The sequence below is a fragment of the Kribbella solani genome (genome assembly GCF_014205295.1).
In the GTDB taxonomy this organism is placed as follows: Bacteria; Actinomycetota; Actinomycetes; order Propionibacteriales; family Kribbellaceae; genus Kribbella; species Kribbella solani.
Map to the genome: position 1 here is coordinate 4,468,107 of NZ_JACHNF010000001.1, position 26,163 is coordinate 4,494,269.

The 26,163-nt window shown below is 68.3% G+C and carries 27 protein-coding genes; 10 read left to right on the forward strand and 17 right to left on the reverse strand.

Going from position 1 to position 26,163, the window contains the following annotated elements; genetic code table 11:
- Window positions 1–32: 32 nt before the first annotated feature.
- Window positions 33–944 (reverse strand): succinate--CoA ligase subunit alpha, encoded by a 912-nt coding sequence (gene sucD, locus HDA44_RS20300; protein WP_184836719.1) that lies wholly within the window; start codon window positions 942–944, stop codon window positions 33–35.
- A gap of 12 nt (window positions 945–956) precedes the next feature.
- Window positions 957–2,129, reverse strand: a complete 1,173-nt coding sequence (sucC, locus tag HDA44_RS20305) for an ADP-forming succinate--CoA ligase subunit beta (protein ID WP_184836721.1) — start codon at window positions 2,127–2,129, stop codon at window positions 957–959.
- Between the two features lie 127 nt (window positions 2,130–2,256).
- On the opposite strand from sucC, the gene HDA44_RS20310 reads away from it, so the two are divergent.
- A complete protein-coding gene (locus HDA44_RS20310) occupies window positions 2,257–3,894 on the forward strand; it encodes a glycoside hydrolase family 13 protein (RefSeq protein WP_184836722.1) in 1,638 nt (545 codons plus the stop codon).
- A gap of 56 nt (window positions 3,895–3,950) precedes the next feature.
- On the opposite strand, the gene HDA44_RS20315 is transcribed toward HDA44_RS20310, so the two are convergent.
- From HDA44_RS20315 to HDA44_RS20335, 5 genes are all read right to left on the reverse strand, one after another.
- The gene (locus tag HDA44_RS20315; RefSeq protein WP_184836723.1) at window positions 3,951–4,124 is read right to left on the reverse strand and encodes a hypothetical protein; all 174 of its coding nucleotides are present in this window, start codon (window positions 4,122–4,124) and stop codon (window positions 3,951–3,953) included.
- Window positions 4,121–4,981: a carbohydrate ABC transporter permease gene (locus HDA44_RS20320; RefSeq protein ID WP_184836724.1), complete on the reverse strand. Its 861-nt coding sequence runs from the start codon at window positions 4,979–4,981 to the stop codon at window positions 4,121–4,123. Before HDA44_RS20320 ends, HDA44_RS20315 begins: the two co-directional genes overlap by 4 nt.
- Window positions 4,981–6,042 carry an ABC transporter permease subunit gene (locus tag HDA44_RS20325; protein WP_184836725.1) on the reverse strand — a complete coding sequence of 354 codons (1,062 nt, stop codon included), beginning with the start codon at window positions 6,040–6,042 and terminating at the stop codon, window positions 4,981–4,983. Before HDA44_RS20325 ends, HDA44_RS20320 begins: the two co-directional genes overlap by 1 nt.
- Before the next feature lie 96 nt (window positions 6,043–6,138).
- On the reverse strand, window positions 6,139–7,422 hold the full coding sequence (locus HDA44_RS20330) for an ABC transporter substrate-binding protein (protein ID WP_337906186.1): 1,284 nt from the start codon (window positions 7,420–7,422) through the stop codon (window positions 6,139–6,141).
- A gap of 320 nt (window positions 7,423–7,742) precedes the next feature.
- Window positions 7,743–8,162 carry a coenzyme B12-dependent isobutyryl CoA mutase small subunit gene (locus HDA44_RS20335; RefSeq protein WP_184836727.1) on the reverse strand — a complete coding sequence of 140 codons (420 nt, stop codon included), beginning with the start codon at window positions 8,160–8,162 and terminating at the stop codon, window positions 7,743–7,745.
- A 136-nt stretch (window positions 8,163–8,298) separates the two neighbouring features.
- Here HDA44_RS20335 and HDA44_RS20340 point away from each other — a divergent pair, with 136 nt between their 5' ends.
- The 3 genes from HDA44_RS20340 (at window position 8,299) to HDA44_RS20350 (ending at window position 10,813) form a co-directional block, all read left to right on the forward strand.
- A complete protein-coding gene (locus tag HDA44_RS20340) occupies window positions 8,299–9,153 on the forward strand; it encodes an esterase/lipase family protein (protein WP_184836729.1) in 855 nt (284 codons plus the stop codon).
- Window positions 9,154–9,351: 198 nt separating this feature from the next.
- Complete coding sequence (locus HDA44_RS20345; RefSeq protein ID WP_319037535.1) at window positions 9,352–10,260, forward strand: M23 family metallopeptidase; 909 nt, start codon at window positions 9,352–9,354, stop codon at window positions 10,258–10,260.
- Between the two features lie 37 nt (window positions 10,261–10,297).
- A complete protein-coding gene (locus HDA44_RS20350; protein ID WP_184836731.1) occupies window positions 10,298–10,813 on the forward strand; it encodes a DUF6886 family protein in 516 nt (171 codons plus the stop codon).
- 1 nt (window position 10,814) lies between these two features.
- Here the strand turns inward: HDA44_RS20350 and HDA44_RS20355 are convergent, their stop codons facing one another.
- The 6 genes from HDA44_RS20355 to HDA44_RS20380 form a co-directional block, all read right to left on the reverse strand.
- Window positions 10,815–11,378 (reverse strand): hypothetical protein, encoded by a 564-nt coding sequence (locus HDA44_RS20355; protein WP_184836733.1) that lies wholly within the window; start codon window positions 11,376–11,378, stop codon window positions 10,815–10,817.
- Between the two features lie 118 nt (window positions 11,379–11,496).
- Entirely contained in the window at window positions 11,497–13,833 is a 2,337-nt protein-coding gene (gene pcrA, locus HDA44_RS20360) for a DNA helicase PcrA (protein WP_184836735.1), read from the reverse strand.
- Between the two features lie 31 nt (window positions 13,834–13,864).
- Complete coding sequence (locus HDA44_RS20365; RefSeq protein ID WP_184836737.1) at window positions 13,865–14,452, reverse strand: TetR/AcrR family transcriptional regulator; 588 nt, start codon at window positions 14,450–14,452, stop codon at window positions 13,865–13,867.
- Window positions 14,453–15,511, reverse strand: coding sequence for an acyltransferase family protein (locus tag HDA44_RS20370; protein WP_238352496.1), 1,059 nt, complete (start codon window positions 15,509–15,511; stop codon window positions 14,453–14,455).
- Between the two features lie 108 nt (window positions 15,512–15,619).
- Window positions 15,620–15,892: a hypothetical protein gene (locus tag HDA44_RS20375; protein ID WP_238352497.1), complete on the reverse strand. Its 273-nt coding sequence runs from the start codon at window positions 15,890–15,892 to the stop codon at window positions 15,620–15,622.
- Complete coding sequence (locus tag HDA44_RS20380) at window positions 15,855–15,998, reverse strand: hypothetical protein (RefSeq protein WP_184836742.1); 144 nt, start codon at window positions 15,996–15,998, stop codon at window positions 15,855–15,857. Before HDA44_RS20380 ends, HDA44_RS20375 begins: the two co-directional genes overlap by 38 nt.
- A 98-nt stretch (window positions 15,999–16,096) precedes the next feature.
- Between HDA44_RS20380 and HDA44_RS20385 the strand changes: the two genes are divergently transcribed.
- Together HDA44_RS20385 and HDA44_RS20390 are read left to right on the forward strand one after the other, a co-directional pair.
- Window positions 16,097–16,690, forward strand: a complete 594-nt coding sequence (locus HDA44_RS20385; RefSeq protein WP_184836743.1) for a ClpP family protease — start codon at window positions 16,097–16,099, stop codon at window positions 16,688–16,690.
- Window positions 16,687–17,295, forward strand: a complete 609-nt coding sequence (locus HDA44_RS20390) for a ClpP family protease (protein ID WP_184836746.1) — start codon at window positions 16,687–16,689, stop codon at window positions 17,293–17,295. The genes HDA44_RS20385 and HDA44_RS20390 overlap by 4 nt, the downstream gene beginning before the upstream one ends.
- A 12-nt stretch (window positions 17,296–17,307) precedes the next feature.
- Here HDA44_RS20390 and HDA44_RS20395 read toward each other — a convergent pair whose 3' ends face one another.
- Window positions 17,308–18,378, reverse strand: a complete 1,071-nt coding sequence (locus HDA44_RS20395) for a serine hydrolase domain-containing protein (protein WP_184836748.1) — start codon at window positions 18,376–18,378, stop codon at window positions 17,308–17,310.
- Window positions 18,379–18,448: 70 nt separating this feature from the next.
- Between HDA44_RS20395 and HDA44_RS20400 the strand changes: the two genes are divergently transcribed.
- The 4 genes from HDA44_RS20400 (at window position 18,449) to HDA44_RS20415 (ending at window position 22,159) form a co-directional block, all read left to right on the forward strand.
- Window positions 18,449–19,177 (forward strand): PIG-L family deacetylase, encoded by a 729-nt coding sequence (locus HDA44_RS20400; RefSeq protein WP_184836751.1) that lies wholly within the window; start codon window positions 18,449–18,451, stop codon window positions 19,175–19,177.
- A gap of 44 nt (window positions 19,178–19,221) precedes the next feature.
- On the forward strand, window positions 19,222–19,953 hold the full coding sequence (locus HDA44_RS20405) for an alpha/beta fold hydrolase (RefSeq protein WP_184836753.1): 732 nt from the start codon (window positions 19,222–19,224) through the stop codon (window positions 19,951–19,953).
- A 71-nt stretch (window positions 19,954–20,024) separates the two neighbouring features.
- Complete coding sequence (locus HDA44_RS20410; RefSeq protein ID WP_184836756.1) at window positions 20,025–21,377, forward strand: MurT ligase domain-containing protein; 1,353 nt, start codon at window positions 20,025–20,027, stop codon at window positions 21,375–21,377.
- Window positions 21,374–22,159, forward strand: a complete 786-nt coding sequence (locus HDA44_RS20415; protein ID WP_184836757.1) for a type 1 glutamine amidotransferase — start codon at window positions 21,374–21,376, stop codon at window positions 22,157–22,159. Before HDA44_RS20410 ends, HDA44_RS20415 begins: the two co-directional genes overlap by 4 nt.
- A gap of 106 nt (window positions 22,160–22,265) precedes the next feature.
- Here the strand turns inward: HDA44_RS20415 and HDA44_RS20420 are convergent, their stop codons facing one another.
- From HDA44_RS20420 to HDA44_RS20430, 3 genes are all read right to left on the reverse strand, one after another.
- Window positions 22,266–23,588: a C1 family peptidase gene (locus HDA44_RS20420; protein ID WP_184836760.1), complete on the reverse strand. Its 1,323-nt coding sequence runs from the start codon at window positions 23,586–23,588 to the stop codon at window positions 22,266–22,268.
- Between the two features lie 111 nt (window positions 23,589–23,699).
- Entirely contained in the window at window positions 23,700–24,341 is a 642-nt protein-coding gene (locus HDA44_RS20425; RefSeq protein ID WP_184836763.1) for a response regulator, read from the reverse strand.
- Window positions 24,338–26,017 (reverse strand): ATP-binding protein, encoded by a 1,680-nt coding sequence (locus HDA44_RS20430; protein WP_238352498.1) that lies wholly within the window; start codon window positions 26,015–26,017, stop codon window positions 24,338–24,340. Before HDA44_RS20430 ends, HDA44_RS20425 begins: the two co-directional genes overlap by 4 nt.
- Window positions 26,018–26,163: the final 146 nt, after the last annotated feature.

A 26,163-nucleotide genomic window follows, 5' to 3' on the forward strand; every position in this document is an offset into this window, starting at 1 on the left:
CCAGGTAAGAGGGCAGGTCCCGCGCCGCGAGACTACTTCGTCAGGTCCTGCATGATGCCGCGCATCAGGTTGGCGGTCTCGGTCGGCGTCTTGCCGACCTTCACGCCGGCGGCCTCGAGGGCCTCCTGCTTCGCGGCCGCCGTACCGGATGAACCCGAGACGATCGCGCCGGCGTGGCCCATCGTCTTGCCCTCCGGCGCGGTGAAGCCGGCCACGTAGCCGACCACCGGCTTGGTCACGTTCGCCTTGATGAACGCGGCCGCCCGCTCCTCGGCGTCGCCGCCGATCTCGCCGATCATCACGATCGCGTCGGTGTCCGGGTCGTCCTGGAACGCCTGCAGCGCGTCGATGTGGGTGGTACCGATGATCGGGTCACCGCCGATCCCGATCGCGGTGGAGAAGCCGAAGTCACGCAGTTCGTACATCATCTGGTACGTCAGCGTGCCGGACTTCGAGACCAGCCCGATCCGGCCCTGACCGGCGATGTCGGCCGGGATGATGCCGGCGTTCGACGCGCCCGGGGTGATGATGCCGGGGCAGTTCGGGCCGATGATCCGGGTCTTGCCGGACGCCTGCGCGGCGGCGAAGAACGCGGCGGTGTCGTGGACCGGCACGCCCTCGGTGATGACGACGACCAGCGGCATCTCGGCCGCGATCGCCTCCAGCACGGCGTCCTTGGTGAACTTCTCCGGGACGAAGATGACCGACACGTTCGCGCCGGTCTCCTTGATCGCGTCCGCGACCGAACCGAACACCGGGACGGACAATTGTCCACCATCGAAGGCTGCGCCCTCAAAAAGAATGCTCTGCCCGGCCTTACGGGGGTTCACGCCGCCGACGATGTTGGTACCCGAGGCAAGCATCCGGGTGGTGTGCTTGGTGCCCTCGGAGCCGGTCATGCCCTGGACGATGACCTTGCTGTCCTTGGTCAGGAAGATAGACATTTCGGCGATCCCTTACTTCGCTGCCAGCTCGGCGGCGCGCTTGGCGGCGCCGTCCATCGTGTCGACCCGCTCCAGACCGGCGAGGCCCGCCTCGTCGAGAATCCGGCGGCCCTCCTCGGCGTTGTTCCCGTCCAGCCGGACCACCAGCGGCTTCGAGACGGCCTCGCCCCGCGAAGCCAGCAGCTCGAACGCCTGCACGATGCCGTTCGCGACCGCGTCACAGGCGGTGATCCCGCCGAACACGTTCACGAACACGCTCTGTACCTGCGGGTCCGAGATGATGATCTCCAGCCCGTTCGCCATCACCTCGGCGCTCGCGCCACCACCGATGTCGAGGAAGTTGGCCGGCTTCTGACCGCCGAACTCCTCACCGGCGTACGCGACCACGTCCAGCGTCGACATGACCAGACCCGCGCCGTTGCCGATGATGCCGACGGAGCCGTCCAGCTTCACGTAGTTCAGGCCCTTGGCCTTGGCCGCCGCCTCCAGCGGGTCGGCCGCGGTGACGTCCTCGAACTCGGCGTGGTCCGGGTGCCGGAAGGACGCGTTCTCGTCCAGCGAGACCTTGCCGTCCAGCGCCTCGACGTTGCCGTCCTCGAGCTTGACCAGCGGGTTCACCTCGACCAGCGAAGCGTCCTCGGCGATGAACACCTGGTACAGCTTCACGATCTCCGGGACCACCGCGTCGATCACGTCGGCCGGGTACTTGGCCGCGGTCGCGATCTCCCGCGCCTTCGCCTCGTCCACGCCGGTGGCCGGGTCGATCGAGATCTGCGCGACCGCGTCCGGGTTGGTGTGCGCGACCTCCTCGATCTCCATCCCGCCCGCCGCGGAGGCGATGCAGAGGTAGTTCCGGTTCGCCCGGTCGACCAGGAAGGAGAAGTAGTACTCCTCCGCGATCGCCGCGGCCGGAACGATGTTCAGGATCTTGACGACGTGGCCCTTGATGTCCAGCCCGAGGATCTCGCGGGCCTTCTCCTCCGCCTCGTCCGGGCTGCTCGCCAGCTTCACGCCACCGGCCTTGCCGCGGCCACCGGTCTTGACCTGGGCCTTCACGACCACCCGGCCGCCGATCTTCTCGGCCGCCGCGCGGGCTTCCTCCGGAGTCGTGACAACCGCACCCACGGTCGTCCGCACCCCGTGCTTGGCGAAGACCGTCTTCGCCTGGAATTCCATCAGATCCACGAGTGTGGTCCCTCTCTCGCCTGTACGGATTCCTGACACTAGCCACCCTGGTGTCGCGGGCAACAGCCGGGGTACTCGCTGAGACGACTGTCACAGCCGCTCCCGGCCCCGTGCGAGGCTTGTCCGCATGACTGATTCTGAGACCAGACCAGCTGCCGACTGGTGGCGTAGCGCGGTCGTTTACCAGGTGTACCCGCGGTCGTTCGCCGATGCGGACGGTGACGGCACCGGTGACCTGAACGGCATCCGCGCCAAGCTGCCGTACCTGGCCGAGCTCGGCGTGGACGCGCTGTGGATCAGTCCCTGGTACCCGTCCCCGCTGCTCGACGGCGGGTACGACGTGGCCGACTACCGTGACATCAACCCGGAGTTCGGCACCCTCGCCGACGCCGACGCGCTGATCGCCGAGGCGCACGCGCTCGGCCTGCGGATCCTGATCGACCTGGTCCCGAACCACTGCTCCTGGGAGCACCCGTGGTTCAAGGCCGCGCTGGCCGCCGGCAAGGGCTCGCCGGAGCGCGACCTGTTCTGGTTCCGGGACGGCAAGGACGGGCAGCCGCCGACCAACTGGCCGGCCGCGTTCGGCGGCCCGGCCTGGCAGCAGCTCGACGACGGCGACTGGTACCTGCACCTGTTCGACATCTCCCAGCCGGACTGGAACTGGGACCACCCGAAGGTGATCGAGGAGTTCGATTCGATCCTGCGGTTCTGGTTCGACCGCGGCGTGGACGGGTTCCGGATCGATGTCGCCGACTCGATGGCGAAGGACGCCGGCCTGCCGGACGTACCGCTGGAGGACGGGCAGCCGACCCGGGAGAAGTACGTCGGGAACCCGTTCTACGACCAGCCCGGCGTACACGCCATCCACCAGCGCTGGCGCGCGATCGCGGACGAGTACGCGGACACGCCGCAAGGTCCGCGGGTGTTCGTCGCCGAGGCGTGGCTTTCGCCGGCCGAGCGGCTCGCCCAGTACGTCCGGCCGAACGAACTGCACTCCGCGTTCAACTTCGACGCCCTGCGCGCGGCCTGGGACGCGAAGGAACTGCGCGAGGTGATCGACCACACCACCGAGAACCTGTGGGCGGTCGGCGCGCCGGCGACCTGGGTGCTGAGCAACCACGACACGATCCGGCACCGCACCAGGTTCGGGCGGGACAAGAAGGACGCGCTGGAGGGCGCGGGGGTCGTACCCACCGATCTCGCCCTCGGCCTGCGCCGGGCCCGGGCCGCGGCTCTGCTGGAGCTGGCGCTGCCGGGCGGCGCGTACGTGTATCAGGGTGACGAGCTCGGTCTGCCCGAGGTGGAGGACCTGCCCGAGGACGTACTCGACGACCCGACCTGGGAGCGCTCCGGCCACACCGTCCGCGGCCGCGACGGCTGCCGGGTACCGATCCCGTGGTCCGGCTCGGAGCCGCCGTACGGCTTCGGCCCCGGCACCGAGCAGCCGTGGCTGCCGCAGCCCGCGGACTGGTCACCGCTGACCGCCGAGGCGCAGACCGACGACCCGGACAGCCACCTGAACCTGTACAAGTCGGCGCTCCGGATTCGCCGCGGCCACGCCGCGCTCGGCGAGGGCCGGCTGGCCTGGGACCAGGACGCACCGGAGGGCATCCTGTCCTTCACCCGCGACCCCGGCTTCCAGTGCGTTGTGAACCTGAGCGACGCCCCGGTCCCGCTGCCCCCGCACCAGAAGATCCTGCTCACCAGCGCCCCACTGAGCGCCGGCGAGCTCCCGCCGGACACCACGGTCTGGCTCGAGAGCTGACACAAAAGAACGGCCGGGGCGAGCGCCCCGGCCGTTCTGTTTGCTGCCTGCAACTGTTACCGGAACCGCGAGCGGTCCTCACGGTCCCGGCGGTCCCGCTCCCTGTCCTCGCGGTCCCGCCGGTCGCGATCTTCCCGATCGCGGCGGTCCCGGTCGGCCTGCGCCCGGCGGTCGCGCTCGTCGCGCTCCCGACGGGCCCGGTCCTCCGCGTTGCGGCGGAACAGGCTCACTTCACGCCGCCTGCCGTCAGGCCGGCCACGATCCGGCGCTGGAACAGCAGCACCGCGATCACCAGCGGGATCGTGACGACCACACCGGCGGCCATCTGACTACCGAACGGTTGGTCCCGTCCGGTCGCGCCGGTGAACTGCGACACGATCACGTTCGCGGTCTGGATCGACTTCTTGTTCGTCATGCTCAGCGCGATCATGAACTCGTTCCAGGCCGCGATGAAGGTGATGATCGCGGTGGTGAACACGCCGGGCGCCGCCAGCGGGATGATGACCTTGCGGAACGCCTGAGCCGGCGTACAGCCGTCCACCATCGCCGCCTGCTCGAGTTCCTGCGGCATCTGCCGGAAGAACGCGGTCAGGTTCCACACCGCCAGTGGCAGCGCGAACGACAGGCTGGGCACGATCATCGCCTGGTACGTGTTGATCCACTTGATGTCGACGAACAGCTTCAGCAGCGGCACGACCAGCGAGATACCGGGGAACATCGAGGTGGTGATGATGATCGCCAGCACCAGGTTCTTGCCCTTGAAGTCCAGCCGGGCCAGCGTGTACGCCGCCACCATGCCGATGATCAGCGTCAGGATCGTCACCGACCCGGCCACGATCAGGCTGTTCAGCAGACCCCGGCCGAAGCCGTTGCCGCTGGCAAACACGTCCTTGAAGTTCTGGATCGAGAACGGCAGCGGGAGCGGCGCGTTCGAGAACTGGTCGGACGGCCGGCGGAAGGCCGAGACGACCATCCAGTAGAACGGCGCCAGGCAGTACAGCACGATCACGACGATGCCCAGCAACGGCAGCCAGCGCTTCAGCGCGGCGTTCTCACCGGCCCGGACCTGCGGAATGTCGGCGGCCATCAGATGTTCCTCCCAGATCCGGACGCGGCACTCACGGTGACCGCGGCACTCGCGGACGCCTTGACCGCGTTCGACCGCTTCCAGCGACCGCCGCCCTTGCCACCACCTGGTTTCTTGGCACGGGCCTCACCGATCACGTCGGCGCCGAGAATCTTCACGAACAGGTACGCGACCAGGGCGATGTAGACGAACAGCACGGTCGCGTACGCCGCCGCCGGCCCGAATCTGGTGTTGAAGGCTTCGTCGTACGCCAGCATCGACAGCGTCTCGACCGAGTCCTTGTGCGGACCGACGAGCACGAACGGCAGATCGAAGATCCGCAGCGTGTCGAGGATCCGGAACAGTACCGCCACCAGCAGCGCGGGCTTCACCAGCGGCATCGTGATCCGGGTGAACGTCTTCCAGGCGTTGGCACCGTCGACCTTCGCGGCCTCGTAGACCTCGGCCGGGATGGTTTGCAGCCCGGCCAGGACCAGAAGGCCGATGAACGGCGCGGTCTTCCAGGTGTCGGCCAGCACCACCGAGAGCTTCGACTGCCAGCCTTCGGTCGACCACAGTATCTGGGTACCGAGCAGGGCGTTCGCGACGCCGTCGGCCTGGAAGATCCACTTCCACAACAGCGCCGAGATGACGGTCGGGATCGCCCACGGGACCAGGATGCTGGCCCGGACGATACCGCGGCCCTTGAAGGCCTTGTGCATGATCAGCGCCATCGCGACGCCGAGCACGGTTTCGAGGACCACACAGACCACGGTGAAGAAGGTCGTGTTGTAGAAGGCGTTCCAGAACCGGGTTCCGGTCTCGCCACGGAAGATGTCGGCGTAGTTCTGCAGTCCGACGAAGGTTTCGCCCTTGACCACGAACCCGTTCGCATCGAGGTGCTGGCCGCTGGTGAACAGCGACTCGCGCAGCGCCGAGATGATCGGGAAGAGAACCACGACGCCGAGCACCAGCAGGGTGGGGGAAAGCAGGGTAGCGGCCAGCCGGCCGGTGCCCTCGTCGAACCGTTGCTTACGCTTCGGTTCCGTCGCCGGCGCGGTAACCGGCGTTGTTGCAGTCACCTGAGACTCCTTTGCTCCCCGGGCAGTTCCCGGGCAGGGACTGGCCGGGGCCGGTGCGTGGCGACGTATTCACCACTCACCGGCCCCGGCACTCGATCATTGCGTGATGAGCGACTGCAGCTTCGTCTGCAGGTCGGACAACGCCTGGTCAGGCTGCGTCTTCCCACTCAGGGAGTCGTACGCGGCCTGCTGGATCGCTGCCGTCACGTCGCCGTACTTGACCACTCGCGGCCGCGGCTGGGCGTTCTGGATCGACGCCTTCAGCGGAGCGAGGTACGGGAACTGCTTGTTCAGGCCCGCGTCGTCGTACAGCGACGCCCAGGTCGGCGCCTGCGAGGTCTTCTCGACGTTCGCCTTCTGGCGCTCCTCGCTGGCCATGAAGTTGATGAAGTCGATCGCGGTCGCCTTGTTCTTGGCGAACGAGCTGATCGCGTAGTCGTGCCCACCGAGCGACGAGACGCCCGCGCCGGTCTTGCCCGGCAGCGGCGCGACCGCGAACTTGCCGGCCACCTTGGAGGAGCCGTCGGTCTTGTTCGCCAGCGCGTACACGTACGGCCAGTTGCGCAGGAAGACCAGCTTGCCGTCCTGGAACGCGCGCCGGCTCTCCTCTTCCTTGTAGGTGATCGCGGCCTTCGGGATGACGCCGGTCTTGAAGTCGTTGACCAGCTCTTCGAGACCGGCCTTGGCCTCCGGGGTGTTGACGTTCGGCTTGCCGTCCTTGCCGACGATCTCGCCACCGGCCGAGTTGACCGCCTCGGAGAAGTTCACCGTCAGGCCTTCGTACTTCTCGAACTGACCCGAGTAGCAGCTCATGCCCTTGGCGGCCGGCAGTGCCAGCACCTTGGTGCAGGCGGCCTTCATCTCGTCCCAGGTCTTCGGCGCCTGGTTCACCCCGGCCTGCGCGAGCAGGTCGTTGCGGTAGTAGAGCAGGCCACCGTCCGAGGTCATCGGCACCGCGTACAGCTTGTCGCGGTACTTCGCCGTCTCGACCGTTGCCGGCAGCAACTTGCCGAGGTCCGGCACCTTGTCCTCGGGGATCTGGGTGATCCACTGGTTGGCGGCGAACTCCGACGTCCAGACCACGTCCATCACCAGGACGCTGTACGAGTCCGACTGGGCCTGGGCGTTCTGGACCATCTGCTGCCGCTGCGCGTCGGCGTCCTCCGGCAGCTCCTTCAGCTCCACCTTCTCGTTCGGGTGCGCCGCGTTCCAGGCGTTGAGCTGGTTCTGCAGGTTCCCGGAGGTGTCCTTGCCGCTGGCAAGCGTGATCGGCCCTCGGCCGTCCAGCGAACCGGCCGAGCTGCCCCCACTGCTGCTGTTTCCGTCGTCGCCACTACCACACGCGGTGGCGAGCAGCGCGAGGCTGCCTGCCACGGCCACGAAGGCCGTCCTGCGTGCGTGTGATCGTTCAAACCTCATCGTTCTACCTGCCCTCTCCGATGGGACATCCCTTGGGTCCTGCGTCCGCGGGGTCGCAGTCCCCCACCACGCTGCGATCCGCACTGTCCGGACAGTAACCGAGAACCGGGCGATGTGTTCTGAACCACACCCGCCGAGCTCGATCTGTACCGCACAGCCGCATGGCTGTATGCGACCGCGTTTGGGAACCCCGCACAACCGGGCATTTCCTAACGATTCGGTGCTACTGATTAGTAACGTATCTGAAACGGGCAGGTGTGTTCAGATCCGGTTAAAACCGCTCAGGCCGGGGAGGCGGAGGCGTCGCCGACGTGGCCGCGGACCCACTCGACGATCTCGGTGGTGGTCGCGCCCGGGGTGAAGATCTTGTCCACGCCGAGCTCGGCCAGCGGCTCCAGGTCGGCGTCCGGGATGATCCCGCCGCCGAACACCACGATGTCCTCGGCCTCCCGCTCGGTGAGCAGCTCGCGGACCCGCTTGAACAGGGTCATGTGCGCGCCGGACAGCACCGACAGGCCGATCGCGTCCGCGTCCTCGGCGATCGCGGTCTCGACGATCTGCTCCGGGGTCTGGTGCAGGCCGGTGTAGATGACCTCCATCCCGGCGTCCCGCAGCGCCCGGGCGACCACCTTGGCTCCCCGGTCGTGACCGTCCAGACCGGGCTTGGCGACGACGACGCGCAACGGGCTCGTAGCAGGCATATCCGCAGGCTAACCGCTCCGTCAGGCACGGATAAGACACGAAGCAGTGTGTTCCCCCACACGCCGGATGGGAACCGGTTACCGTGAGAGCAGAGATCGGACCACCGGGGGGTCTGGTTCTGTGAGGAGGCGGCCCATGGGCAGCTGGCAGGACGACCTCCGCGGCGCGCTGGACGGACTCGCGTACGGCGCCCGCTCGGCCTTCACGCCGAGCGTCATCCACGGCGCGGCCATCGAACTCGGCTGGCTGACGACGCACCTGGCCATGTACCCGCTCGGCGTCGTCAACCGGGCCGGCAGCGCGTTACCGGCCCGGCTGAACCTGGCCGGGCTGGGCCCCGCGCAGCGCGGCCTGCTGGTCAGCAACGTCCGCGCCGCCGGTACGCCGATCCTGCTCGCGCACGGGATCATCGACAACCACACGATCTTCGCGCTGCTCCGCCGGCATCTGGTCCGCCGTGGCTTCGGCAGCATCCACACGTTCTCGTACTCACCGTTGACGCTGGACGTACGCAGCACCGCGGAGCGGATGGGCCACGAGATCGAAGCGATCTGTGCGGAGTCCGGATCGGATCAGATCCATGTCATCGGGCACAGCCTGGGTGGGCTCATCGCGCGGTACTACGTGCAGCGACTGGGCGGTGATGCGCGCGTACACACCTGCCTCACGCTCGGTACGCCGCATCAGGGCACCGTCGCGGCCAAGCTGCTGCCGTGGCCACTGGTGAAGCAGGTCCGGCCGGACAGTGACCTGATGACCGAGCTGGCCGAACCGGCGCCGGGTTGCCGGACCAGGTTCATCTCGTACTACAGCGACGTCGACCAGTTGATCGTGCCGCAACGGCGGGGCCGCATCCGGCACCCGGATCTGGTCGCGAATAACGTGCGGGTGCACGGCGTGGGCCACCTGTCCCTGCCGTTCCACAGCGACGTCGTCCACGGGATCACCGATGTACTGACCGAGCCGGACGACCAGCCCAAAACTGCCTGATCGGGAAGCTTTCTGGGCTCTTTGAGCAGATGCACGTGCAGGCGCGCATGCAAAAGTTTCGTGAAGTAGCCCGGAAAAAGTGGGTGGCGGGGTTTGTCACCCCGTGACCCTTCCGTTATGGTCTGTGAGTCCTCCCGGGGAACAGAACCTCCGAGAGGGCGGACTGAAGCCCCTCCCCTGTGACCGAAAGGCCACGTTGTGTCCCAGCACCGTGCCGCGGGCGACCGCGTCACGCCCGGCAACGCTGCGCGCAAACCCGGCGCAGGACGTCATAGTGCCAAGCATCGCGTCGCCAGGCGTAACACCCCGAGCAGTACCCAGATCGTCGGACTGACCGCCGCGCTCGCCGCGGCCGCCGGAGCTGTCGGCTTCAGCCACAGCTCATTGGCGTCACCGACCCAGGCCAACACCGCGGTCAACCTCGCGGCCCTCAGCCTGGACACCGGTCAGCAGCTGTCCGGCATCACCACGGCGCGCATCCAGGCCCGCCAGCTGGCCACCCGTGACTCCTCCCGGGTGCAGCTGGCCGACACGACGACCTCCACCAAGAAGCAGGCCGCGGCCAACAAGCTGGCCACCCAGCGGGACGCGAAGATCGCCGCCGCCCGGTCGCTGACCGCCAAGCAGGCGACCGCGCTGGCCGCCGCGAAGGCCAAGGTCGAGGCGGCCGAGAAGAAGGCCCGCGAGTCCGCCAGCCGCTGCCAGATCATGCTCACCGGCTACCACATCACCGCGACCTTCGGTCAGGGCGGCAGCCGCTGGGCCCACCAGCACACCGGCCTCGACTTCGCCGCGCCGGTCGGTACGAAGATCGGGTCCGTGATGAAGGGCGTGGTGATCTTCGCCGACTGGGCCGGGCCGTATGGCCGTCAGGTCCAGGTCCGGCACGAGGACGGCACCGTCACCTGGTACAACCACATGTCGAAGTTCAGCGTGTCGGTCGGCGAGACGGTGTACGCGGGTGACCAGGTCGGCGCGGTCGGCATGACCGGCAACACCACCGGCCCGCACCTCCACTTCGAGGTCCGCCCCGGCGGCGGCAGCCCGATCGACCCGGCCCCCTGGCTCCGCAACCACTGCGGCCTGGACCCGTACACCGCCGGCTGACCACCCTTCGAATCGCACCGCGACTAGGCTGCACGGCATGCGGCCGGCGGTGGGCGAAGTACTCCACTTCTCCGAAGACCCCACGATCGAGCTCTTCCGACCACGTCTCGCCAAACCGGACCACACCACCGCGTACGTCTGGGCAGTCGCCCACGACCGCGCCCCTGACTACTGGTTCCCGAGGCAGTGCCCCCGCGCGATGGCGTGGGTTGGCCCTTCGACCACCTCCGAAGACCGCGACCGAATCATCGGCGCCGACTCCGGCACCCGCGTACACGCCGTCGAGTACGCCTGGCTGGACGCGATCCGCTCGGTCGAGCTGTACGCCTACCGACTGCCCGCGCACCCCTTCACCCAGCATGACGCCGCGATGGTCACCACCACCGTCGTACGCCCCCTGGGCCCGGCCGAACGTGTCGACGACTTGTTCGCCTTGCATGACGAGGCTGGTATCCAGCTGCGGGTGCTGCCACGGCTGCACGACTTCTGGGCCGAGGCGGTCGCCAGCACGCTTGAGTGGAGCGGGATTCGGCTGCGGAACGCTCGGCCGTGAGTCAGCGTTGCCAGACCTCGGCGGTGGTGAGGAAGGCTGAAGAGCCGGGGCGGTCCGGGGAGCCGTCTACCTGGACGAAACCCGGGACGGACGCGCCGCCGATCGAGACCGTCGCGGAGCGGACCGGGGCGATCACCAGGCTGAGGCTGTGGTTGCCGTCGGCAAGCTGGAAGTTGTCGGTCGCGAACAGCCGCCGGTCGAGTACGCCGCTCATCTCGATCTGGATGTCGGCCGCCTTCGCGCTCAACCCGTTGGCCAGGTTCATCGAGACCTGGACCAGGTCGCGCTCGACCGCCGGCTCGTGCCACGGCAGGCCCTGCACCTCAAGGAACGAGCGAACGAAGTACCGCTCCAGCCACGCGGCCAGGTCGACGTCCTCGGACACCACCCGGACGATCCCGTCGAACCACAGCACCACCGCCGTACCGGCGCCGCGGACCGACCAGTCGACCATCCAGATCGACGCGTACGCGGTCACCTTGCCGCGCTCGTCGAACAGCCGCAGCCCAGGATTGGCACCCGCCAAAATGATCCGGCGGTGACTTGCCGAGGACTTGGTGGGCATGGGAGGAAGCTTCCGGGAAGGGGCCGAAGATGCTTGATTGTCTCAATCTCCGGCCCAGACGCAACGTCAACTGTCCAAAACTTGACAAATCTCTCGGCAAATCTTCGTTTGAGCGGGTCTAGATCTTCTCCACCGGCGCGTACCGGAGCAGTAGTCGCTTCACGCCCTCGGAGCCGAAGTCGATGTCGGCCTGAGCCTGCTGTCCCTCGCCCCGAACCACCACGACGGTGCCCATGCCGAAGCTGTCGTGGACGACGCGATCGCCCGGGTTCAGGTTGATCACTGCCTTGTCCGAGCTGGTCCGGCGGGACGGCTCGTACCGGCTCGGGATGCCGCTGCCGCGGGTCGTGCCGCCGCCGCTGCTGGTACCGGTGCCCGACCAGCGGGTGATCGCGGACTCGTCGCGGCGCCAGTCGAGCAGCTCCGCCGGGAGCTCCTCCAGGAACCGCGACGGCGGGTTGTGCTGCGGCGCGCCGTACGCGGACCGGACCGCCGCGCGGGAGATCGCCAGCCGCTCACGCGCGCGGGTGATACCGACGTACGCGAGCCGGCGCTCTTCCTCCAGCTCCTTCAGATCGGTCAGCGACCGGGAGTGCGGGAAGACGCCGTCCTCCATCCCGGTCAGGAACACCACCGGGAACTCCAGGCCCTTCGCGGTGTGCAGCGTCATCAGCGTGACCACGCCACCGTCGTCGGCCGCGTCCGGGATCTGGTCCGCGTCGGCGACCAGCGCGACCCGCTCCAGGAACGCCTGCAGGTCGGACGGCTCACCCGCCGCGGTCCGCTCCTCGACGAACTCGCGGGCGACCGAGATGAACTCGTCCAGGTTCTCCAGGCGGGTCTCGTCCTGCGGGTCGGGCGACTTCTGCAGCGTCTCGTAGTACCCGGAGCGGTGCAGCGCCACGTCGAGGATGTCGTCCGGCGGGGCGCCCGAGTCGACCATCGCGGTCAGCTCGTCGAGGATGTCGACGAAGGCCTGCACCGCGTTCACCGAACGGGACGCCATCGCCGGCGCGTCCTCGGCCCGGCGCATCGCGGCCGCGAACGAGATCCGGTCCCGGGACGCCAGCGCCTCGATCGCCGCCTCGGCCCGGTCGCCGATACCGCGCTTCGGCTCGTTCATGATCCGGCGCAGCGAGACAGTGTCCTCCGGGTTCACCAGCACCCGCAGGTACGCGAGCGCGTCGCGGACCTCCTTGCGCTCGTAGAACCGGACGCCACCGACCACCTTGTACGGATGGCCGGTCCGGATGAACACTTCCTCGAACACCCGGGACTGCGCGTTGGTGCGGTAGAACACCGCCACGTCCGACGGTTTCACCGTGTCCGCGTCGGCCAGCCGGTCGATCTCGTCCGCGACGAACTGGGCCTCGTCGTGCTCGTTGTCGGCGACGTACACCGCGATCTGCTCGCCCTGGCCCTGGTCGGACCAGAGGTTCTTCGCCATCCGGCCCTCGTTCCGGGCGATCACCGCGTTGGCGGCGGTCAGGATGGTCTGGGTGGAGCGGTAGTTCTGCTCCAGCAGGATCGTCTCGGCGCCGGCGAAGTCCTCCTCGAAGGCGAGGATGTTCCGGATCGTGGCGCCCCGGAACGCGTAGATGGACTGGTCCGAGTCGCCGACCACCATCAGCTCGGCCGGCGGCGCCGTCGGACCCTCCTGACCGGTGGCGTCCTCACCGCACAACTCACGGATCAGCGTGTACTGCGCGTGGTTGGTGTCCTGGTACTCGTCGACGAGCACGTGGCGGAAGCGGCGCCGGTAGTACTCACGCACTTCCGGGAACGCCTGCAGCAGGTTGACCGTCGTCATCAGCAGGTCGTCGAAGTCCAGCGCGTTCGCCTGGGCGAGCCGCTCCTGGTAGATCCGGTAACACTCCGCGTACGTCTGCTCGAGATGGTTCTCGGCCTTCGCGGTCGCCGTCTCGTGGTCGATCAGCTCGTTCTTCTGGGTGCTGATCCAGTTCAGTACGGCGCGCGGGTTGTACCGCTTGACGTCCAGGTCGAGCTCGCGGCAGACCAGCGTCATCAGCCGGCGCGAGTCGGTGTCGTCGTAGATCGAGAACGTCGAGCTGATCCCGAACCGCTTGATGTCGCGGCGCAGGATGCGTACGCACGAGGAGTGGAAGGTCGAGACCCACATCAGCTTCGCCCGCGGCCCGACCAGGTCCACCACCCGCTCGCGCATCTCCGCGGCGGCCTTGTTGGTGAACGTGATCGCCAGGATCGACCCCGGATGCACGTCCCGGGCCGACAGCAGGTAGGCGATCCGCCGGGTCAGCACCCGGGTCTTGCCCGACCCCGCGCCGGCGACCACCAGCAGCGGTTTGCCCGCGTGCACGACGGCCGCGCGCTGCTGCGGATTCAGCCCCTCGAGCAGCGCGTCCGGGTCGGGACGGGACGTCTTGGACTCCTCCAGCGGCACCGGAAGCTCATCAGGCGAAAACAGCGTAGTCATCACTCAACACCTTAGGCGCTCCCGCCGACAGTTACCGAAACCCGAGCAGCCCCATGCCGATCAGCCGCTGATTCGCGGCACTTCGTTCGGCCAGCGGACCGGGCGCGAACACCGGATCGTCCAGCGTCGCCGCCAGCACCGGCTCGAGCAGCATCGGCCCGAGAGTCAGGAACAGCGCCTGGTACGGGGCCCAGCGCGCGTCTGCCTCGTCGATCGGCTCGGTGCGTAATGCAGCCAGATGCCGGCGAGCGCCTTCCAGTAGCTGCTGGAACACCGCGATCCCAGCCGGACCACCCTCCAGCAGCACCCTGCGCAGGTACTTCCGCCGCAGCTCGTCCGAGCCGAACAGCCGTGCCGTCACCTGACCGAGCGCGGCCAGATCCGCGGCGTCGAGCTTGGCCAGGCCTTCGTCGAAGGTGTTCAGCACGTCCTCGTCGACGGCGGCCCGCAGCCCGTCCTTGGAGCCGTAGTGGTGCCGCAGCAACGCATGCGACACGCCCGCCTCGGTGGCGATCGCGCGTGTCGACGTCGCCTCGAACCCGTGCTCGGCGAACAGCTTCAGCGCCGCCAGCCGCAACCGTGCCCGCGCGGTCAGGTCCGAGGATCGTGCGTCAACCATTCAGGCTCCAACCCAGGCTCGGAGGTACGGGACGCGGCGCAGCCCCGCCGCCAGGATGAAGCTGACCGGCAACGCGACCGCGCCGACCAGCAGGAACTTCACCAGCGGCGCGGCGGCCAGGTCGCGGACGAACAGCTGCAGTACGACAACCACCGGCACATGCACGATATACACGGTGAACGACGCCGCCCCCAGCCGGGCCAGGAACACGTTCGGCCGGTTCGCGTACTCGCGGAAGAGCACCACCAGACCGACGCACAACGTCACGCACATCGCGCTCTCGACCGTCGACCACACCAACGAACGCACGCCCGTACCGCCCGGTGCATAGAACCGCGACAACGCGGGCAGCGCGGCGTACTGCGCTGCCGCGAGCCCGCCGCCGATCGCCAAGCAGGTGTACCCGACCCGCCGCGTGATGCCGGTCAGCCAGCCGTACCGGTACGCAAGCAGTCCGGCGACGAACAGCCCGCCGTACTGGACCAGGTCGGACGGCTCCGCCTGGATGAACTCGAGGATGCCGATCCAGGTGTCGACCGGCCACTTGATCCGGATCGCGTACGTGCCGAGCGCGATCACCGCGGTGCCGGCGACGATCATCCGGGTGGTCAGAGGGCGTGGCTCCTGGACGACCGGGCGGCGGTGGATCACGGTGCGCCAGGCGGCGTACAGGATCGCGTACACCAGCAGGTGCTGAAGGAACCAGAGGTGGGCGAAGGAGAACTCCGGATACTCGCCGTACGTGCGGTGGTGCAGGTACATCAGCAGCGGAACGATCACCGCGACACCGAACAGGAACGGCGCGCCGATCCGGCGGAAGCGGTCGAGCAGGAACCGGCGGCCGCCCTTGCGCTCGTACGACCGAGGCAGCAGGTACGCCGAGATCGCGAAGAACAGGCTCATGAAGAACGCCCCGTTCACCACTGTGAACCGCTCCAGCGGCTCCCACCGCTCGGTCCCCTGCACGTACCACCAGTCCGGCGGCCCGTACGGCTGCGCGACGTGATGCAAAACCACCAGCACCACCAGGCCGAGCTTGAGGCGGTCCAGGTAGTGCAATTGGGTTGACTGTCCAGTTGGATTATTAGCTGTCCACATGGACAGCATGTTACGAACGAAAGCGCCGTGACCCAACGGTCACGGCGCAGGTTCAGGGTGTTCCCAGGGTCAGGAGGTCTGCCGGGTGAGGAGGAGTTCGACCGGCGCGGTGCTGCCAAGCCAGTGCAGCTTCGCGACCTGGTCGGTGCTGGAGATCAGGCGGAGGCCGGGGACGCCCTCGACCTCGCCCTCGTGGTCCTTCGCGGCCAGGTGGGTCACTACCTCGGCGATCTCCGGACCGTTCATCCACTCGATCCGGGCCCGGTCGGGGCGGGCCTGCCACATGTCCACCCAGGCGACCGGGTCATCGGTGAACAGGGTCGTCCGGAGGATCATCGACACCGCGCCGAGCAGGGTCGCGGCGGGGGGTGGCGGTCAGCTCCAGCAGGGCGCGCTCCGGCCCGGACAGTTCGTCCGCGACCAGGGTCGCGTCGGCACTCGAATTCACCCGGCGGAGCTTGCCACACCGACCGGCTTTGCTCTGGGCAGACTTGCCGTCAGCAGAAAAGGTGGGATGCGACGTTCCGCCCGGTCAGGGTTGATCACATGGCAGAAGACATCAAACCGCCGATGTTCAACGAGACCGCGCGGCAGCGGTTGCTCGGACAGCGGATCGTAGTACTGGACGGAGCCCTCGACGACGACAACGGGACCTTGCTGGCCACCCAGATCCTGACTCTGGCGGCCGAGGACCCGGACACCGACATCGCCTTCTGGATTCACTCCCCCGGCGGCTCGGTGCCGTCGATGCTGGCGATCCGGGACGTGATGCGGCTGGTGCCGTGCGACGTGTCGACGCTGGCGATCGGGCTCGCCTGCAGCGCCGGTCAGTTCCTGCTGTCCGCGGGTACGCCGGGCAAGCGGTTCGCGCTCCGGCACGCCCGGATACTGATGCACCAGGGCTCGGCCGGGATCGGCGGCTCCGCGGCCGAGATCGAGATCCAGGCGAACGACCTGCGGCAGATCCGCGACACCGTCCTCGGGCTGATCGCCACCGACACCGGGCAGCCGTTCGAGGTCGTGCACGAGGACTCGCTGCACGATCACTGGTACACCGCCGACGAGGCCCGCGAGTACGGATTCATCGACCACATCGTCGAGTCCTTCGACCAGGTACTGCCCAGGAGGTCCGCCGCATGAGCAGCTACACCATTCCGAACGTGATCGCCCAGCACCCGCGCGGTGAGCGGATCATGGACGTGTACTCGCATCTCCTCAGCGAGCGGATCATCTACCTCGGTACGGCGATCGACGCCGGGGTCGCGAACGCGCTGATCGCCCAGCTGCTGCACCTCGAGGTCGACAAGCCCGACCAGGAGATCAACCTCTACATCAACTGCGAGGGCGGCGACATGACCGCGATGCTCGCGATCTACGACACCATGCAGTACATCCAGTCGCCGGTCGCGACGTTCTGCGTCGGTCAGGCGATCTCGGCCGGCGCGGTGCTGCTGGCCGGTGGCGCGGAGGGACGGCGGGCCGTCCTTCCGCACGCTCGGGTCGTGCTGCACCAGCCGGCCGCGCGCGGCCAGGGCACCATCCCGGACCTGATCCTGCAGGCCGACGAGGTGGTCCGGGTCCGCGCGCAGGTCGAGTCGATCCTGTCCCGGCACACCGGTCAGACCATCGAACAGCTCCGCCACGACACCGACCGCGACCACGTACTGACCGCGGAAGGCGCGCGGGCGTACGGGCTCGTCGACCACGTGATCACCGAACGGGTTCCCCTTCCGGCGCTCGCCTAGTGACCCAGGACGTCAGGTGGCCGCGCCGAGGATCTTGTCCGCGACGGCCGCGTGATGGGCGAGGTCGAGTTTCGGGTTGCCGACCCGGTTCGTCAGGTACGCGTACGCGATCTGCCGGTCCGGGTCGGCCCAGCCGATGCAGCAGTTGCTGCCGTTGTGACCGAACGTACGGGGGCTGCTGAGCGAACCGAGCGACGTCGGCGCGCCTTCCAGCCAGCGCGGTCCGCCGAGCTGGAAGCCCTGCGACCACCGGATCGGCGCCCGCGCGGTCCGGTCCAGCTCGCCTTCGCTGCTCGGCTCCACCGCGATCGCCAGCGTCTCCGGATCGAGCAACGCACCGACCAGCAGCCCTTGGTAGAACGTGGCGAGATCCCGGGCCGTCGTCGAGATCCCAGCAGCCGGTACGACGGCCGCGCGCGTACTGCGCCGGTTCAGCACCGACTGCACCACCGGTCCGGCCGCGCCACCGGCTTTGATCGGTACGCGCCGGTTCCACTGCTCCGCGGGCAGTCCGAGGTACGTGTCGGTCAGGCCGAGCGGATCGAGCACACCACGCCGTACCAGCTCCTCGATCGGGTGGCCGCCGCATCGGCGCGCGACCTCGGCGAGTACGAAACCGAACGCCAGCGGGCTGTACGCGACGGTCTCGATCGGCCAGCGTGGTTTGGCGTCCTCGATCCGGCGCAGCGCCCGCGCCCAGTCGGTCATCGCGCGCGCCTCACCGATGAACGAGCCGGCGTTCGACAGTCCGGACCGGTGCCGGAGCATGTGCCGGACGGTGATCTCGCGTTTCCCGTTCCGCCCGAACTCCGGCCAGTACGCCGCCACCGCATCGTCCAGGTGCAGCCGGCCGGACTCGACCAGCTGGTGGATCACGATCGCGACGAACGGTTTGCTCGCGGAGAAGATCCAGAACAACGCGCTCGGCTCACACCCGAAGGACAGGTCGACCGCCACCCGCCCGTTGCGGACCACGCAGAGCTGCGCGACCGCGCCCCGCGCTCGCACCAGCTCGACCGCGGCGGCCAGCCCCGCCGGGTCCAGCCCGGCCTCCCCCGGCTCGCACGTACCACCGAACTCCATGAATCCCACTGTGCCTGCCGCAGCAAACAGTTGGGGCGTCGGGCGGGCAGAATTGCCCTAGTGTCGAACGGTGAGTGTTCCTGAGGCCAGGCCGCGGCCTGACAACGAAGTTGAGCGGGTACTGGCGGTGGTCGCGCATCCGGACGACATCGACTTCGGCGGTGCCGGCTCGATCGCATTGTGGACCAAGGCCGGAATCGAAGTGCACTACTGCATCGTCACGGACGGTCAGGCCGGCGGGTTCGAGCCGGATCGCGACCGGGCCGAGATCCCGGCCGTCCGCCGCGCCGAGCAGACCGCCGCGGCACAGCACGTCGGCGTCCACGACCTGCACTTTCTCGGCTACCAGGACGGTGCCGTGGAGGCGACGCCGCAGCTGGTCCGCGAGCTGAGCCGGCTGATTCGCAAGGTTCGCCCGCAGCGCCTGCTCAGCCAGTCGCCGGAGCGCTGGTGGTCACGGCTGCAGGTATCCCACCCGGATCATCTCGCTGCTGCCGAGGCGACCGTGCGCGCGTTCTACCCGGCGGCCGGCAACCCGTACGCGTACCCGGAGCTGTCTGAGGAAGCCTGGGATGTCGGCGAGTTGTGGATGATGGAACATCCGGAGAGCAACCACTACGTCGACATCACCGACACCTTCGACCAGAAGCTTGCGGCGCTCAGGTCACACGCCAGCCAGCATCGCGACCCCGACGGACTCGCGGCCGGCATGCGTACCTACTCCGGCGAGCTCGCTGCCGCCGCCGGGTTCCCCGCGAACCACTACGCCGAATCGTTCGCGGTGATCCGGCTCGGCTGACAATTGTTTTGCTTCTTCGGTACTTGAGCAGTCAGGGTGCGGGCATGACGATTTCTCATGCGGTGGTTGGGGACGGGCCGGACGTACTGCTGGTGCACGCCGGCGTGGCCGATGCGCGGATGTGGGCCGGCCTGGTGGACGAGCTCAAGGGCGACCATCGGGTGATCACGGTGGATCTGCGCGGCTACGGAGAGACACCGCTGGAAGTTGGCGCGGACTATTCCGACGCTGGCGACCTGCTCGCGCTGCTGGACGAGGTCGGGGCCACTGCGGTCACCGCGGTCGGGGCCTCGTACGGCGGGTATGTCGTCCAGCAGGCGGCGAGCCGCGCCCCGGAGCGATTCGCCCGGTTGGTACTGGTTTGCGCGCCGACCGACAACGTGGAACCCGACGAGGACCTTCGCGCGCTGTGGACCGAGGAGAACGAGCTCATCGAGGCCGATGACATTGCCGGCGCGACCGACTTGAACGTACGCAACTGGATCGGCCCTGACGCCGACGACGATGCCCGCGAACTGCTCCGGGCCATGCAGCAGCGCGCGTTCGAAGTACAGATCGCGGCCGGTGACGTGAACAACGAGGAGTACGCCATCGAGCCGGAGAAGATCACCGCGCCGGTCCGGTTGATCACCGGTGGCAACGACTACCGGTTCTTCGCCGACAGCGCCGACTACCTGGCCGAGCGCCTGCCGAACCCGGAACGCGTGCACCTGCCCTGGGCCGGCCACCTGCCGACGCTCGAACGCCCGGCCGAAGCGCTGAAACTTATTTCCTGAGTATTGCCTGAGCAGTTACCGAGCTGAGCGGACGCTGAGTTTCTGTTGACCGGCGGTTCTACAATTTTGCTATGCGCGAAACGGCCGCGATTGCTGTCGCCTGGGGCACCGCCACGCTCAGCCGCCGGCTCGGCCGCGGCGGCCAGGCACTCCCCGGCGCGATCGTCGACAGAATCGCGCCGGAATTACCCCGGAAATTAGCCGCAGAATTACCGCACGGCTGCATTCTGGTGACCGGTACGAATGGCAAGACGACGACCACGAAACTGATCGTCGCGGCGCTCCGCCGGGGCGGCGAGACCGTCGTCACCAACGCCAGCGGCGCGAACCTGCGCGGCGGCGTCGTGTCGGCGCTGGTCTCGGCGGCCGATCTGCGCTGCCGGAGCCGCGCGACCATCGGGGTGTTCGAGGTCGACGAGGCGAGCCTTCGCCTGGTCGGGGCGGAGTTGCAGCCACGGCACATCGTGGTGCTGAACATTTTCCGCGACCAGCTCGACCGGTACGGCGAAGTCGACACCACCGCGGACCTGCTGGCGGAAGGCATCGCCGCGACGGGCGCGCGGCTGTACCTGAACGCGGACGATGCACGTGTCGCGAGTTTGGCCGGAGCAGCGGCGGAGCCGGGCCGGGTCAGCTATTTCGGGATCGATCAGCTGCCGGCCGGTCTGACCGCCGAGCGGACGGCGGCTGATTCGGATCGCTGCCCGAAGTGCGGCGAGCGGTTGACGTTCGGCCGGGTTTTCTACAGCCATCTCGGTCATTACAGCTGCCCGAACGGTGATTTCGCGCGGCCCGATCCGGATGTCGCCGTCACCGGGGTTTCGCGGGCGGACCTGGACGGTACCGAGTTCAGCGTGACCGCGGGCGGTTCGGTGCAGCGGATGCGGTACGGGTTGTCGGGGACGTACAACCTCTACAACGCGCTCGCGGCGGTCGGGCTGGCGACCGGGCTCGGGCTCGACCCGGCGGTGACGGCGGAGGCGGTGCGGACGACCGAGGCCGCGTTCGGGCGGGTGGAGAAGACCGAGTTGCAGGGCCGGACGCTGTGGTTGCTGCTGATCAAGAACCCGGCAGGGTTCGCGCAGGTGCTGGACACGTTCCTGGTCGGGCGGTCGCATCCGCGGGTGCTGATCGCGGTCAACGATCTGCCGGCCGACGGGCGGGACGTTTCGTGGTTGTGGGACGTACCGCTGGAGGGACTGTCGCGCGGCGGGCCGGAGGTGGTCACGGCCGGGACGCGGGCTGCTGAGATGGCTCTGCGGCTGCACTACGCCGGGACCGAGGCGTCGGTGGCGTCGAGCGTCGACGACGGGATCTCCCGGCTGTTGGCCGGGGTGCCGCGTGGTGGGGACGCGTACATCCTGCCGACATACACGGCGATGCTGCAGATCCGGAAAGCGCTGCGGCGGCGGGTGCACGAATGAGATCGCTGCGGGTTGCCCATCTTTATCCCCGGGACCTCAATGTGTACGGGGACCTGGGGAATGTGATCACGCTCGCGAAAAGACTGGAATGGCGTGGATACCGGGCCGAGGTATTGCCGGTCGAACCGGGCCGGTCATTCGATTTCGGCGGGATCGATCTGGTTTTCGGCGGCGGCGGGCAGAATTCCGGGCAGCTGGCCTGTGCCAGCGATTTGTTGCGGTACCGGGACGAATTGTGCAAAATGTCCGCCGCCGGGGTGCCGATGCTGCTGATTTGTGGGAGTTATCAGCTGTTCGGGCGGGAATTTATCGATCTGGCCGGGCGGCGGGTGCCGGGGCTGGGGATCTTCCGGGCCGGAACCACCGCGAACCGGGAGCGGATGATCGGGAACATCGTGATCGACAGTCCGTTCGGGCAGCTGGTCGGGTTCGAGAATCATTCCGGCCGGACGGTGCTGGAGGCCGGGCAGGACGCGTTGGGCACGGTCCGGCAGGGATTCGGGAACAACGGCGGGACCGGCGACGAAGGGGCCGTGTCCGGAAACACGATCGGCACGTACCTGCATGGGCCGGTGTTGCCGAAGAACCCGGCCCTCGCGGATCACCTGTTGCGATGCGCGTTACGGCGGCGGTACGGGATCGACGAGCTGGAGCCGCTGGACGACGAGCTGGCGGTGCGCGCGGCACGGGTCGCGACCGATCGCCCACAGGGCCGGAAGATCGTCCTCCGGCCCAGGCGACGTCGCCTGCACCGCCTCGCCGCCGTCGTCCGCGGGCTGTAGGCAGACCACCGCCGCAACGTCAGCCAGCCGCCCGGCGACGGGTGGGCAGTTCGTGGACATGGCACGTCCCGGGAGCCCGTCGGGGTCCCGGGACGTGTGCGGTGGATCAGTGCGCGAGGGCGCCCATCGGATCCCAGGCGGGCAGGACGATCGGCTCGTCGTTCAGCCGGGCCTGCAGCTCGGCCGGCAGGGCCGAGCGGCGGACGGCGATCTCGAAGACGTGCTCGCCGTACCAGGAGTCGTTCATGGTCCAGAAACCGCTGTCGGCCTTCTCGTCGCCCCAGCTGTTCTCGACCCGCCAGCGGCGCGGCTTGCCGTCGACCACGTCGACGCCGGTGAACAGCATCGCGTGCGTCATCAGGGTCTCGTGGTGCACCAGCCGCTCGGCCTTGTCGAGCGTGAACTCGGTGTCGTACACGGCCTCGTAGTCGTACAGCTTGGCGTCCCAGAAGCCGAGGTCGGCGTTCATCTGCTTGCCGACGTCACAGCCGAACCAGACCGGCTCGCCGCCGACGATCGCGTCCTGGGTGAGCTGCTTCATCAGGTCGATCTCGACGTTCAGGTACACCACCGGCGGCGCGTCGACGATGTTGCCGAGGAAGTCGACGGTGAAGGTCTTGCCGACCGGGCTGGTCGAGCGCGGGTCGTGGACCAGGCAGACGTACTCGTCGACCGGCAGCTGCACGTACTCGGCCGCGAACTCGGCCGGCGTGGTCCAGCCGTCGCGGTGGAAGCCCTTGTCGGTGTCCTTCCACTGCCAGAGGAACTTCTGCGGCGGCGTCCCGAGGTGGATGCTCAGCGCCCGGTGCACGCCGACCAGGATCTCCCGCTTGCGCTCGCGGCGCGCCTCGGCGCCGTCCAGCGCCCGCAGGTCCCGCGCGCCCTGGCGGAGCAGCTTGCGCAGCACGTCGTTCAGCTGACCGGTGGACGACGAGCTCTCGGTCTCCGGCATCGCCGACTTCGGTACCAGGCCGTGCTTCTGGACCAGCGCGACGAACATGTTCCACTGTCCGCCGTCACCGATCGGGTCGGACAGCAGGTGCGCGACCGTACGGTCGTCGGCGTCCCGGTCCGCGGTCTCGATGATCGCTTCGAGGAAGAAGTTCGACCGCTCGAACTTGTCCCAGAACAGCAGGTAGTTCTGTGAGAACTCGAAGTCCTTGACCCCGAGCTTCTCGGCGGCGCCGGCCCGGAGCAGGTTCAGCCCGGCGAACAGCCAGCACCGGCCGCTCTTCTTCTGATTGGTGACCTTCCAGTCGTCGAGCAGGTTCGAGACCGAATGGTCCATCGACGTGACCACCTGGCGGTCCAGCGCGATGCTGTTCACCGAGGTCTGCGTGACGGCGTTCTGCATCACCCGGTACTGCGGGTTCGACGCGAACTCCTTCTCGAACAGGGCAAGCTGGTCGGCAGTGAGATTCCGCTCCATAAGAGTCGACGGTATAACAGCCACCAAGCCCGGGCCGCCGGCACGGGGTGGCGTATCCATGCCCTGGCCGAAACGCGCCACAGTCGAACGCTTGCCCCACCCGCCGGGTGACTAGACCAGTCGGCGGTCGGTGGCCCAGCGGGTCAGTTCGTGCCGGTTCGACAGCTGCAGTTTGCGCAGTACGGAAGAGACGTGCGTCTCAACGGTTTTCACCGAGATGAACAGCTCGCGGGCCACTTCCTTGTACGCGTAACCGCGGGCGATCAGCCGGAGCACCTCGCGCTCCCGCTGCGACAACCGGTCCAGGTCCTCGTCCACCGAGGCGATGTCGATCGCGCCGGAGAACGCGTCCAGTACGAAGCCGGCCAGCCGCGGCGAGAACACCGCGTCGCCGTCCGCGACCCGGTTGATCGCGTCGACCAGCTCGGTACCGGAGATGTTCTTGGTCACATAGCCGCGGGCACCCGCGCGGATCACACCGATCACGTCCTCGGCCGCGTCCGACACCGACAGCGCCAGGAACTTGATATCCGGGTGCCGCTGGTGCACCTGCTTCATCACCTCGGTGCCACCACCGCCGGGCAGGTGGACGTCCAGCAGCACGACATCCGGCTCTGCTCCGACGATCGCCTTCACCGCGGTGTCGACGTCCGAGCCCTCCCCGACGATGTCGACCGCGGTGCCGATCTCGCTGCGTACCCCGGCCCGGAACATGTCGTGATCGTCGATGACGACAACGCGCCTGCTGCTCATCTATCCATCTCCAGTCGCACTTCGGTCCCTGTCTCCGGATCGGACCGCACCGTCGCGCGGCCGCCGTGCCGTTCCATTCTGCCCATCACACTGTGCCGCAGGCCGAGCCGGTCGTCCGGCACGTCGTCCACCACGAAGCCCTTGCCGCGGTCCCGGACGAACATCTCCACCCGGTCGCCGTCCACCTCGACGAACACGTCGATCTTCGCAGCTCCGGAGTGTTTCGCCGCATTCACCATCGACTCCCGCGCGGCCCGGACCATCGAGGCCAGCTGTTCGGTGAGGTCGCAGTCGCCGACCGTGACCACCTCGATCGGTACGCCGTGCGAGTCCTCGACCTCGGCGGCGGCCTGCTTCGCGGCGCCGGCGATGGTCTGGTCCGCGTCGTGCTCCTCGTCGTACAGCCAGGACCGCAGCTCGCGTTCCTGCGAGCGGGCCAGCCGGGCGACCGCCTTCGGGTCGTCGGCCTGCTTCTGGATCAGCGCCAGCGTCTGCAGCACCGAGTCGTGCAGGTGCGCGGCCATGTCGGCGCGCTCCTGCGAACGGACCCGCTCGGCCCGCTCCGAGTTCAGGTCGCGGGTCAGCCGGTGTACCCACGGGCCCGCGATCACGCCGATACCGACCACGGCGAGCAGCAGCGCGATCAGTACGTCGCCGACCATCGAGAGCCGGCCGTTCTGGACCAGGAACAAGGTGACCGCGGTGCCGATCAGGACCAGGCCGACGGCGATCCGGACCAGCGACTTCCAGCCGCCCTTGCCGAGCACCAGGCCGAGGATCGGCACCCGGATGTCCTGCGCCCACTTGTCCTTCTGGTTCTCGTCCGCCTGCCGCCAGATCAGCGCCAGACCGGCCGCGGCGAACACCAGCGGCCAGAACAGCTTGCCGGCGATGCCGAACCCGGCGACCTGGAGCAGCAACAGCACGCCGATGCCGATCGCCACCAGGGCAGGCAGCTGACCGCGGCTCTTCTCCCGCTTCCGCCGCTTCGCCTCGGTCACCGGTGGCGGCGGCTCGTCAGAGCGCAGCCCGCTGCGGGTGTGCGCCGCCAGGCCGGGCGCGTTCGGCAGGGTTTCCGGCGCGAGCGGCATCAGGAACCAGAGCGCCGCGTAGATGAGGACGCCGAACCCGCCGAAGACCGTGGTGCCGATCAGTACGAGCCGGACGATCGTGTCCGAGACGCCGAGGTGATCCGCGATACCACCGGCGACACCGGCGACGACGCGGCCTTCAGTACGCCGGTAGGCGCGACGCGGACCGTCGGTGTGCGGCCGCGGCGCCGCGGCCGGCTGCCCGGGGAACGGCGGCCCGTAGATAGGTCCACCAGCTCCACCAGCTCCGCCTGGTGCGCCTGGTGCGCCTGGTGCGCCTGGTGGCGTACCTGGCTGGGCGCCCTTTTGGCCGGCCATCCGGGCGGCGTACGCGGCGTACGGGCCCTGGTACTGCTTCGGGCCCTGCGGTCCCCAGCCCTTGAACCGCCATTGATCCTGGTTCTGCTGGTCCTGGTTCTGGTTGTTCTGGGTCTGGTTGTTCTGGGTCTGGTTGTTCTGGGTCTGGCCGGCGTCCGGGCCGGGCGCCTGGTTCTGGCCGGGTGCCTGGTTCGGTGCAGGCGTAGGCTCGGGCCGGCCGGCGCTCATGGCTGGCCCACCCGGCGGCGCTGCTGCTGGCTGGCTCATCACCACGATCGTCACATGTGGACCGGCCGGACACCAGCAGGCTTGTCCCGGGCCGCCTCCTCAGCACCGGCGCGGCCCGCTCAGGGTCGGCTCGGGGAGAACCCCGAACCCCCGGCCGGATGACCCCGCCGGGTGATCCGACTCCG